The 9863-nt window shown below is 66.4% G+C and carries 8 protein-coding genes, 1 pseudogene and 1 riboswitch; of the genes and pseudogenes, 7 read left to right on the top strand and 2 right to left on the bottom strand.

All coding sequences use genetic code 11. From position 1 onward, the window contains the following. Positions 1-748 precede the first annotated feature (748 nt). Positions 749-1444: a sugar transferase gene (locus HMPREF1138_RS02440; protein WP_009056126.1), complete on the bottom strand. Its 696-nt coding sequence runs from the start codon at positions 1442-1444 to the stop codon at positions 749-751. Positions 1445-1752: 308 nt separating this feature from the next. Further along, positions 1753-1838: riboswitch (ZMP/ZTP riboswitch) on the top strand. A 38-nt stretch (positions 1839-1876) separates the two neighbouring features. On the opposite strand from HMPREF1138_RS02440, the gene glyA reads away from it, so the two are divergent. The 3 genes from glyA (at position 1877) to HMPREF1138_RS02425 (ending at position 5030) form a co-directional block, all read left to right on the top strand. Next, a complete protein-coding gene (gene glyA, locus HMPREF1138_RS02435; protein ID WP_009056134.1) occupies positions 1877-3166 on the top strand; it encodes a serine hydroxymethyltransferase in 1290 nt (429 codons plus the stop codon). Next, positions 3163-4071 carry a bifunctional methylenetetrahydrofolate dehydrogenase/methenyltetrahydrofolate cyclohydrolase gene (locus HMPREF1138_RS02430; protein WP_009056122.1) on the top strand — a complete coding sequence of 303 codons (909 nt, stop codon included), beginning with the start codon at positions 3163-3165 and terminating at the stop codon, positions 4069-4071. Before glyA ends, HMPREF1138_RS02430 begins: the two co-directional genes overlap by 4 nt. A 131-nt stretch (positions 4072-4202) precedes the next feature. Next, positions 4203-5030, top strand: coding sequence for an exodeoxyribonuclease III (locus HMPREF1138_RS02425; RefSeq protein WP_009056124.1), 828 nt, complete (start codon positions 4203-4205; stop codon positions 5028-5030). A 623-nt stretch (positions 5031-5653) separates the two neighbouring features. Here HMPREF1138_RS02425 and HMPREF1138_RS02420 read toward each other — a convergent pair. Further along, positions 5654-6202 carry a 2'-5' RNA ligase family protein gene (locus HMPREF1138_RS02420; protein WP_009056132.1) on the bottom strand — a complete coding sequence of 183 codons (549 nt, stop codon included), beginning with the start codon at positions 6200-6202 and terminating at the stop codon, positions 5654-5656. Positions 6203-6335: 133 nt separating this feature from the next. On the opposite strand from HMPREF1138_RS02420, the gene galK reads away from it, so the two are divergent. The 4 genes and pseudogenes from galK to HMPREF1138_RS02400 form a co-directional block, all read left to right on the top strand. Continuing rightward, positions 6336-7583: a galactokinase gene (gene galK / locus HMPREF1138_RS02415; protein ID WP_009056119.1), complete on the top strand. Its 1248-nt coding sequence runs from the start codon at positions 6336-6338 to the stop codon at positions 7581-7583. A 102-nt stretch (positions 7584-7685) separates the two neighbouring features. Beyond that, positions 7686-8549: an SGNH/GDSL hydrolase family protein gene (locus HMPREF1138_RS02410; protein WP_009056120.1), complete on the top strand. Its 864-nt coding sequence runs from the start codon at positions 7686-7688 to the stop codon at positions 8547-8549. After that, positions 8539-9141 carry an aminoacyl-tRNA hydrolase gene (pth, locus tag HMPREF1138_RS02405; protein ID WP_009056130.1) on the top strand — a complete coding sequence of 201 codons (603 nt, stop codon included), beginning with the start codon at positions 8539-8541 and terminating at the stop codon, positions 9139-9141. Before HMPREF1138_RS02410 ends, pth begins: the two co-directional genes overlap by 11 nt. Positions 9142-9194: 53 nt before the next feature. Further along, positions 9195-9863: pseudogene (locus tag HMPREF1138_RS02400) on the top strand (transcription-repair coupling factor); the annotation flags it as partial.

The raw sequence follows: 9863 nt of genomic DNA, 5'->3' as shown, positions 1-9863 counted from the left end.
TTTTGTATGCTCTGTGGGCCGTGCGTGGCGGAGGTCCGCCCGGTGGGGGTGTGCGGCGGGGGCCAACCCTAGAATCTGGCCGCCCTCGGGCCGCCAGGGGGAATTGCGCCATGAGAGCCGCGACACGCCGGCGACACGCCGATAGGTAGCGTCCTCTTGGTCAGGAGTCTGGGAGTGCAGGGGTACCTTCAACGTCCGGCTGGTCTGTCGTGAAGGGAGCCCGAAGGGGCAAAAGCAGCAGGTCAGCAGGTCAGTCTTCGCGGGATGGGGGAGCCCTGCGAGCGGTGCTGGGGGTGTGCCTTGAGACGTCCCTCATGTTTGGGGAATAACCGTTATCTGATGATTGACAGCGGTGTTGAACGCCTCAGTATCGGCCTTACGCTCTCGAAGCTGTCAAACATGTGACCGCCCGTGCAGCGCAAATAACTCTCTCGCTGCACTGCTGGAGCGTCCATGAGCGAGCCTCTGGCGGCCCGGAGGGCGGCGCCGCACGCCTGTGAGGCGAGCTGTAGGGTTGAGTGCCCTCTGTGCGGCCGGTTGGTGGGCCGAAGAACGCCTCGGTGATCGCCGCCCACGCAGTGTCTCATAGCGCGGGCGGATGACGGGCGCCGCGGTCTTGCATGCCGCCATGAAGGGCGCGGATACGGCTCGCGACGGCACCCGAGGAAGCGGGCATCAAGCGCAGAGAAAGGGTGAGGCCCGAGCCGAATGGCTCGGGCCTCACCCAATCACACACACGCAGAAAGAATCAGTAGGCTCCCTCGTGACGCAGCAGAGCGGGAACCGTCTGCAGCATGATCCACGCATCGAGCGTGAGGGAACGGTGCTGGGCGTAGGACAGGTCCAGGTGGACCGTCTCATCCCAGGAGAGGTTCGAGCGGCCCGAAATCTGCCACAGGCCGGTGATGCCCGGACGCACGGCGAACTTGCCCATGACGCGAGGCTCGTACTGAGCGACCTCGCTGGGGAGCGGGGGGCGCGGGCCGACGAGAGACATGTCACCGCGAAGAACGTTGAAAAGCTGGGGAAGCTCGTCAATCGAGGTCTTGCGCAGGAAGGCGCCGATGCGGGTGATACGGGGGTCGTTAGTCATTTTGAACATGATCGAATTTCCCGCGCTGGAGTCGGCCTCGTTGGCCTCCACCAGGGAGGCCTTCATGGCCTCTGCGTCCACTCGCATGGTGCGGAACTTAAACATGGTAAAAGTCGTCCCGTTGAGGCCCACGCGCTCCTGCGTGAAGAAGGCGGGACCTCCGTCGTTCAGGCGCACCGCCAGGGCGACGATAATCCAGACCGGGGTCAGCAGAATAATGCCCAGAAGCGAGGCGAAAATGTCGCACATCCGCTTGATCGCGTTGTCGGCGGACGCGGCAAAATCCGACGCATGCTCGAGCGCGAGTGCCGTCGATGCGGCGCGTGCAGTTGGCTTCGTCAAAGTTGTCATCTGTGCGTCTTCCTTCTACTTCCTCAAACTCAAATACTGTAGGTCGGTTAGAGGGAGCTTTTCCCTCCAGATCAGGATATTTACTGAGTAAATAACCCTTGCGCGCCTCAGTCACCGTTAGGTGTTAACCCTAGTCTATCCATACGGTTAACTTATTTGCTAACCAAAGGGTTAAGTACAAGCGAAAATGGGCTGTGATTTCCTACACCGGGGCAGTCTAGCAGTGTGGCCAAAGATCTCTGATGACCAAGTGGTAGCTTCCTGACATGGTGGAAGAATGCGCAGCTAAACGCCACGAGATAGACTTGAAGACGTGTCGTGACTGGCGATTGAGGTGGGCAACCACCGGGGAGCGACGCATCGGCATCGATAGCCGCCCGCCTGGGCTACAAGTTGCTGTTATCACAATCGAATGATCAACAGGAGAACCCGATGGATTCCCTCAACGACATGACGCTGGCGCAGCTGGACCCCGAGATCCAGGCAGTGCTGGACTCCGAACTGGAGCGTCAGCGCGGCACCCTCGAGATGATCGCCTCGGAAAACTTCGTTCCGCGCGCCGTTTTGCAGGCGCAGGGCTCGGTCCTTACGAACAAGTATGCGGAGGGCTACCCGGGTCGCCGCTACTACGGCGGCTGCGAGTTTGTGGACGTCGCCGAATCGCTCGCGATCGAGCGCGCCAAGCAGGTTTTCGGTGGCGACTACGTCAATGTTCAGCCCCACGCGGGAGCTCAGGCCAACGCGGCCGCGCTGATGGCGATGGCGAACGTCGGTGACCCTATTCTGGGCCTGTCCCTGGCCCACGGTGGCCACCTCACCCACGGCATGCGCCTGAACTTCTCGGGTAAGAACTATCGTGCAGTCGCCTATGAGGTGGATCGTGAGACGATGCGCATCGAACCCGAAAAGGTGCGTGAGGCCGCCCTGGCGGAGCGTCCGCGCGTCATCATCGCCGGTTGGTCGGCCTACCCTCGTCACCTCGACTTCCAAGCCTTCCGCGATATCGCGGACGAGGTCGGCGCCGCCCTCTGGGTTGACATGGCGCACTTCGCTGGCCTCGTGGCCGCCGGCCTGCACCCGAACCCCGTTCCCTACGCCGACGTGGTGACGACGACGGTCCACAAGACCTTGGGCGGGCCTCGTTCCGGCATGATCCTCTCCTCGCGCGGCGAGCAGTGGGGCAAGAAGCTCAATTCTGCCGTGTTCCCCGGCCAGCAGGGCGGCCCCCTCATGCACGTGATCGCCGCGAAGGCCATTGCCATGAAGGTCGCTCAGACTGAGGAGTTCAAGGATCGCCAGCGCCGCACGCTCGAAGGTGCGCAGATCATTGCCGAGCGCCTGGGCGCCGACGACGCCAAGAATGCCGGTATCAAGCTGGTCACCGGCGGCACCGACGTCCACCTGGTCCTGGTCGACCTGGTCGAGTCCGAGCTCAACGGCCAGCAGGCCGAGGATCTGCTGCACGAGGTCGGTATTACGGTCAACCGCAACGCGGTGCCCTTCGACCCGCGTCCGCCGGCCGTCACCTCGGGCCTGCGCATCGGCACGCCCGCCCTGGCCTCGCGCGGATTCGACGCGGAAGACTTCGCGGAGGTCGCGGACATCATCGGCACGACGCTGACGCAGGGTGCCTCCGGCGGCAACGTTGAGGTGGATGCGCTGCGTGAGCGCGTCAAGAAGCTCACGGACAAGCACCCCCTCTACGCGGGGCTCGAGCAGTGAGGGCTCCCTGGGAGGGCGGCGCACGCGTCCTGGACGGCACCGCGACCGCGGCCGCCATTAAGGCGGAGCTCAAGGAGCGCGTGGGTCGCCTGCGCGAGGCCGGGATTGTCCCGGGCCTCGGGACGATCTTGGTGGGCGAGGACCCCGGATCGGTCGCCTACGTCGCGGGCAAGCACCGCGACTGCGCCGAGATCGGCGCCGAGTCGATCCGCGTGGATCTGCCCGCCGACGCGACGCAGGAGCAGGTGGAGGCCGCGATCGATCAGCTCAACGCTGACCCCGCGTGCACGGGCTACATCGTGCAGCTGCCGTTGCCTCGCGGGATCGACACGAACGCCGTCCTGGAGCGTATCGATCCCGCGAAGGACGCGGATGGTCTGCATCCGATGAACCTCGGACGCCTCGTGCTGCGAGGCTCGGGTCCCATCGAATCGCCGCTGCCGTGCACTCCGCGCGCGGTCATCGAGCTCGTGGAGCGCCACGGGATCGACCTGGCCGGAAAGAACGTATGCGTCGTCGGCCGTGGCGTGACCGTGGGTCGCTCGATCGGCTTGCTCCTCATGCGCAAGGAAGTCAATGCCACGGTCGACGTGTGCCACACGGGCACCGAAAACCTCGCAGAGCACGTGCGCCGGGCGGACGTGATCGTCGCAGCGGCGGGGTCCGCCGGGATCATCACCGCCGACATGGTCGCCCCCGGCGCTGTCGTCCTCGATGTGGGCGTGAGCCGCGTGAGAGAAGCAGACGGCAAGGCTCGCCTGAAGGGTGACGTCGCCGACGGAGTGGACCAGGTCGCCGCGTGGCTCAGCCCGAACCCCGGCGGTGTCGGCCCGATGACGCGGGCCCTGCTCGTCACGAACGTCGTCGAGGCCGCGGAACGCCAAGCGGGAATCGGCGCGAGCTGACCGGCGGTGCGTAGCCTCGGGAAATGGGGCGGTTGCCCGCGAACGTAGCGGAGGCGCGGTGAGGATACCCATTCCTCGCCGCGCCTCCTCGTTGCCCTAGACTGAAGACAAACAAGCGTAAGGAGAAAACGATGACTCTGACGGTTGCGACCGTGAACCTGAACGGGATCCGCGCCGCCCACAAGCGCGGCTTCCTCGACTGGCTGGAGGGGAGTGGTACAGACGTGCTGCTCATGCAGGAGGTGCGTGCGCCGGAGGAGATTTCCCGCGAGATCATGGGTGAGGCCTGGGAGAGCGTGTGGGTTCCCTGCCGTATTAAGGGGCGCGCGGGCGTGGGTGTGGCCGCGCGGCGCGGACGCGCGAGCCTGGAAGGTGAGCCTCGCGTGATCCTCGATGATGCGGAGACGGACGTGGATTCGGGCCGGTGGCTCGAGGCCGTGGTGCGCCCCGACGGTAGGGATACCCCCGTGCGCGTCGTCTCGGCCTACTTCCACTCGGGCGAGAAGGATACGCCCAAGCAGGAGGCGAAGATGGCGCACCTGCCTCGCATTGGGGCCCGTATGGCCGAGCTGCTCGCCGAGGAGGCTGCCGGTGGCATGTCGTCGCTCGTGTGCGGCGACTTCAATGTCGTTCGCTCGCAGGCCGACATCAAGAACTGGAAGCCGAACCACAATAAGCGCGCGGGCGTCCTCGACGAGGAGATCGTTTTCCTCAACCAGTGGGTGGACGAGGGATGGCGTGACACCGTGCGCGACCTGGCCGGTGACGTGCAGGGCCCCTACTCGTGGTGGTCGTGGCGAGGCCAGGCCTTCGTCAACAACGCGGGCTGGCGCATCGACTACCAGTACGCGACGCCCGCGCTGGGGGAGCGTGCGCGCTCCTTCGAGATCGGTCGCGCCGACGAGTACGCGGAGCGTTTCTCGGATCACGCGCCCGTCTCGGTGACCTACGACATCTGACGTTTCGTGCACGAGGCCGTGGTCTGGCCCGGGGCCATCTGGTCTCGGGGCCACGGCCTTTCGTGTCTGCGGGAGGCCACGGCCTTTCGTGTCTGCGGGCGACCTACTGTGTGAGCTGCGGCACTGTTTTCCAAAATGTCGCATGCAATTCAATTGTGTGAAGATTCAACAAAGTCTGAAAACGTTGCAATTCCAACAGTGTGACTTCAAAATTTGAAATAGTCGTGGGGGAATTGCATGCGACATTGATGGGGCGCGGGTGCCGTGCTCGTCGATGAGGGGGTGTTCCCGGGGGCAATATGCATCTGGATAGGTAACGAACATCTGGATAGGTAACGAACATCCGGATAGCTTAATAACCTATCCGGATGTGCATAACCTATCCGCGTGCGCGCAACCTATCCGGATAACGCCCCGAAGATGGGGCTGCGGGTCCTGGCGGTGCTTGCAGATGGTGGTGTGGCTTGGGCTGGCTACTCGCAGTAAGGAGAGCGCCGGCGCCCGGAACACCAGCGCGTGATGAGTGGGTGATGAGCGCGTGATGAGCGGGCGATAGACGGCGGAGAGGGATCCTACCGCGCGGAAGTGGCTGCGAAAAGAGTGGGCGACAGCCTGGCAGGAAGTCAGTGTCCGGAGGCGTCGAAGTCGAAGAGTGCCATTGAGGAGTAGATGCCCGAGGGGTCGATGCGGTCCAGGCGGAAGCCGGGGACGATCCACGAGGCCTTGACGGTGGCGCCGATGTCGAGGGCGAGGTCTAAGGTGATGTCGTCGACATCTTGGGCCAGTGTTACGTGCGGGTGGTAGGGGAATCGCGCCTCGTGGTCGAGGGGACCGGAACGGATCTCCTCGGCGAGGTCGGCGCAGTCGGCGGCGCCTTCGGCGAGCGTCATGAATGCGACGTTGGAGAGGGGGCGGAAGGAGTCTGTGCCGGACAGGGTGACACGGAATGGGGAGTGTCGTGAGGCGATGGAGCGCAGATGGTCGATGACGTCGGCGCGTGCGTCGCGCGCAACGGGCGTAGGCGGCATGAGTGTGATGTGCGCGGGGATGCGCGAGCCGGCGAGGTCGCCGAGGCGTAGGCGCAGGTCAGTCAGCTGTGAGACCCAGGGTTCGGGGATGGCGACGACGACGCCGAGCCAGTCTTGGCCGGGGAGCCGTTGGGGGAGGAACATGGGGCCTGCCTGTGTCGCGAATGTGGTGGCTCCACTGTACCGGGGTGGCGGGGTGAGCGCGGTGAGGCAATAGCAGTTGAAGGGTGTGAGGGCGTTCACGTAGCCTTGTGCGAGTGAGACCAAGGAGGATCGTGTGAGTAATCTCGTGTGGGCCGACGCTGCTACCCCCGCCGATGGGGCCGCGCAGGCCGCCAACCTATTCCGCGAGGCGTTTGGCTATGAGCCTTCGGGCGTGTGGAGTGCGCCCGGGCGCGTGAACATCATTGGTGAACATGTGGACTATAACGGCGGCCCGTGCCTGCCGATTGCCCTCCCGCACCGCGCCTACGTGGCGCTGTCGCCCCGCGAGGATCGAACGATTCGGCTGATTTCGCCGCAGACCCGCGACGCGGTGGATGTCCTCGATCTGGATGTGATCGGCCCGAAGGGGACGCCCGGTGAGGTGACGAACCACTGGACCGCGTACCTGGCTGGCGTTGCGTGGGCGCTTGAGCAAGCCGGATATGGCCCGTTGCCCGGTTTCGATGCGGCCCTGTGGTCGTGCGTTCCTCTGGGTGGCGGCCTCTCCTCGAGCGCCGCGCTTGAGTGTGCGACGGCGGTCGCCCTGGACGAGGTGTGCTCCCTCGGCTTGGCCGGCACGATCGAGGCCCCCAGCGACGAGGGGCGCAAGGTGCTCGTCGACGCGGCGCGCGCTGCGGAGAATCAGGTTGCGGGCGCGAACACGGGCGGCCTGGATCAGACGGCGTCGCTGCGCTGCCGGGAGGGCCACGCGCTGGCCCTCGACTGCCGCGACATGTCGACGCGTCAGGTCCCCTTCGACCTGAGCGCGGTCGGCTTGGAGCTCCTCGTCATCGACACCCGCGCGAAGCACTCGCTGGCGGATGGTCAGTACGGGTCGCGCCGCGCGGATTGTGAGGAGTCGGCGCGGATGTTGGGTGTCGAGCAGCTCGTGGACGTGGAGGATTTGGACGAGGCTATGGCCGCGTTGGGCGATGAGCGCTTGGCGGCGCGCACGCGCCACGTCGTCTCTGAGATTGCCCGCACGCGGGCGTTCATTGATCTGCTTGACGAGGGGCTGCTGGAGGGGACGCGCCTGAAGGTCGCGGGTGCTCTCATGAATGACTCGCATGATTCGCTGCGCGATGACTATGAGGTGTCGTGCGCGGAGTTGGATGTGGCCGTGGATGCGGCTCGGGCGGCGGGTGCTCATGGCGCCCGCATGACGGGCGGCGGCTTCGGCGGCAGCGCGATCGCGCTTGTGGATGCGGACGCGGTCCTGAGTGTCGCCCAGGCCGTGGCGAGCGCCTACGCGCAGCGTGGCTGGGAGCCTCCTCACTTCATCCGTGCTCTCCCGGGAGCGCCGGCCGGGCGTCTGAGCTGAGCGATCTGAGACAAACCGAGGGGCCGGTGCTTCAGCATTTGAAGCACCGGCCCCGGCCTCGTTACACTTGAGGAAGCAACGAGAACGCGGGAAGGATGCAACATGGGGATCGGCAAACGAGCATGGCAGGTAGCGGGCGCAGCGGCAGGCGGCGCGAGCCTCTTCGGCGGCGGCGTGGCGATTGGGCGACTCCTGCGCCTGGACTCCCAGCGCGGTGACTACCGCAAGGCGTGGGAGAACCACAACCTGGCGACCCTGGACCGCCTCCGTCAGCTCGACGAGCACCCCGAGGGCGAGCGCCCCTACCTGATCGTTGCGCTGGGTGACTCCTCCGTGCAGGGCATGGGTGCCTCGCGCATCACCGAGTCCTACCCGGCGCGCCTGGCTTCCGCGATCAACGCCCAGCTGGACCGCGAGGTCCTCCTGCTCAACCTCTCCTTGTCGGGTGCCACCATCGAGTCCGTCGAGCTCACCCAGGTCCCCCAGATGCGCGGCCTGGGCCTCCTGGACGGCCTCTGGAGTCCCGACCTGGTCACCCTGACCATCGGCGGCAACGACGTGATGGCCGAGGACATGGCCCCCGGCCAGTTCGAGGAGCGCCTGCGCCGCGTCCTCGGCTTCCTGCCCGCGCACGCCCTCGTCTCGACCATCCCCTCCTTCGGCATCATGCCGCAGGAAAGCCGCGCGCAGGACATGTCCGACCGCATTGGCGCCGCGGTCGCCGACAGCGACGCGCACCTGGTCGACCTGCGCTCCCTCACGCAGGAATACTCCCTGCCGACCTACACCTTCGCCTACCACGCCGCGGACTTCTTCCACCCCAACTCGGCGGCCTACGCCAAGTGGGCCCAGCTCTTTGCCGACGCGTGGGCCAAGTCCCGACGTGAGGCAGCCCCCGTCGTTGAGGACGCTCCCCAGTGGGACATGCTCTCGGCGCGGGTGGCACAATCGGAGTATGACGACTGACGGACCGTGGCTCGTCGTCGGGTTAGGTAACCCCGGCGCGCAGTATGCCTCCACCCGACACAACGTCGGGTACTTGACCCTCGACGTGCTCGCCTCGCGCGACGGCGCGACCCTGACATCGCACCGTTCGCGCACGCATACGGCCGACGTTCGCCTCGGGATCGGCCCCGGCGGCGTGCCCGGACCGCGCGTGATCCTGGCGCGCTCCGACAGCTACATGAACACCTCCGGCGGGCCGATCAGCGCGCTTGCCTCCTTCCACAAGATCGAGCCCTCGCGCATCCTCGTCATCCACGACGACATGGACCTGCCCGCGCACACGCTGCGCCTCAAGGTTGGCGGGGGAGAGGGCGGTCACAACGGCCTGAAGTCCCTCACCCAGCACCTGGGCACCCGAGACTACGCGCGCCTGCGCATCGGCGTCGGGCGTCCCCCGGGACGCATGGACCCCGCCGACTACGTGCTGGCCGCCCTGCCCTCCAAGGAGCGCCCCGACTGGGACGTCACCTTCGAGCAGGCCGCCGACGTCGTCGAAGACATCGTGACCAAGGGATTCGCCCCCACCCAGATGGCCCTACACACCGGGTCCTGATCGAGGCGGCGCCCTGGGGCGTCGCCGCGTACCCTCACCGCGAAAGGCAGCGCGTGCTACTTACCGGACTCCTCCCGGACATCTCCACCGATCCCGCGATCGAGACGGCCACGGACTCCATCGAGGCCGGCCGCTCGGGAGTGATCGTCGCCCCCGTCGGCGTCCGGCCGCCGCTCCTCGCGGCCGTGTCCTCCCGCGCGGCCACGCCGCTTGTGGTCCTCACGGCCACCGGACGCGACGCGGAGACTCTGACGAACGCCCTGGCCTCGTGGATCCCGGGCGTGGCTATGCTGCCCGCCTGGGAGACCCTGCCCCACGAGCGCCTCTCGCCCCAGGTCGACACGATGGCGCGCCGCATCGCCGTCCTGCGCCGCCTCGTCCACCCCGTCGAGGGCGACGACAGCGCCGGCCCGATCTCGGTCCTCGTCGTGCCCATCCGCGCCTTCCTCCAGCCGATCATCTCCGGCCTGGCGGACCTCGAACCCGTGCGTGTGCGCGCCGGCGACATCATGGACCTCACCGAGGTCACGAACCGCCTGTCCGAGCTCGGCTACGAGCGCGTCGACATGGTCGAGGGCCGCGGCCAGATGAGCGTGCGCGGCGGCATCCTCGACGTCTTCCCACCCCAGGAAGCCCACCCGCTGCGCGTGGAGCTGTGGGGCGACGAAGTTGACGATATCCGCGCCTTCTCCGTCTCCGACCAGCGCACCCTCGGCGAGGCC

Source organism: Actinomyces sp. ICM58 (assembly GCF_000283035.1).
Classification (GTDB): Bacteria; Actinomycetota; Actinomycetes; order Actinomycetales; family Actinomycetaceae; genus Pauljensenia.
The sequence above is the reverse complement of the archived record's forward strand: the minus strand, read 5'-3'. Positions and strand labels throughout refer to the sequence as shown.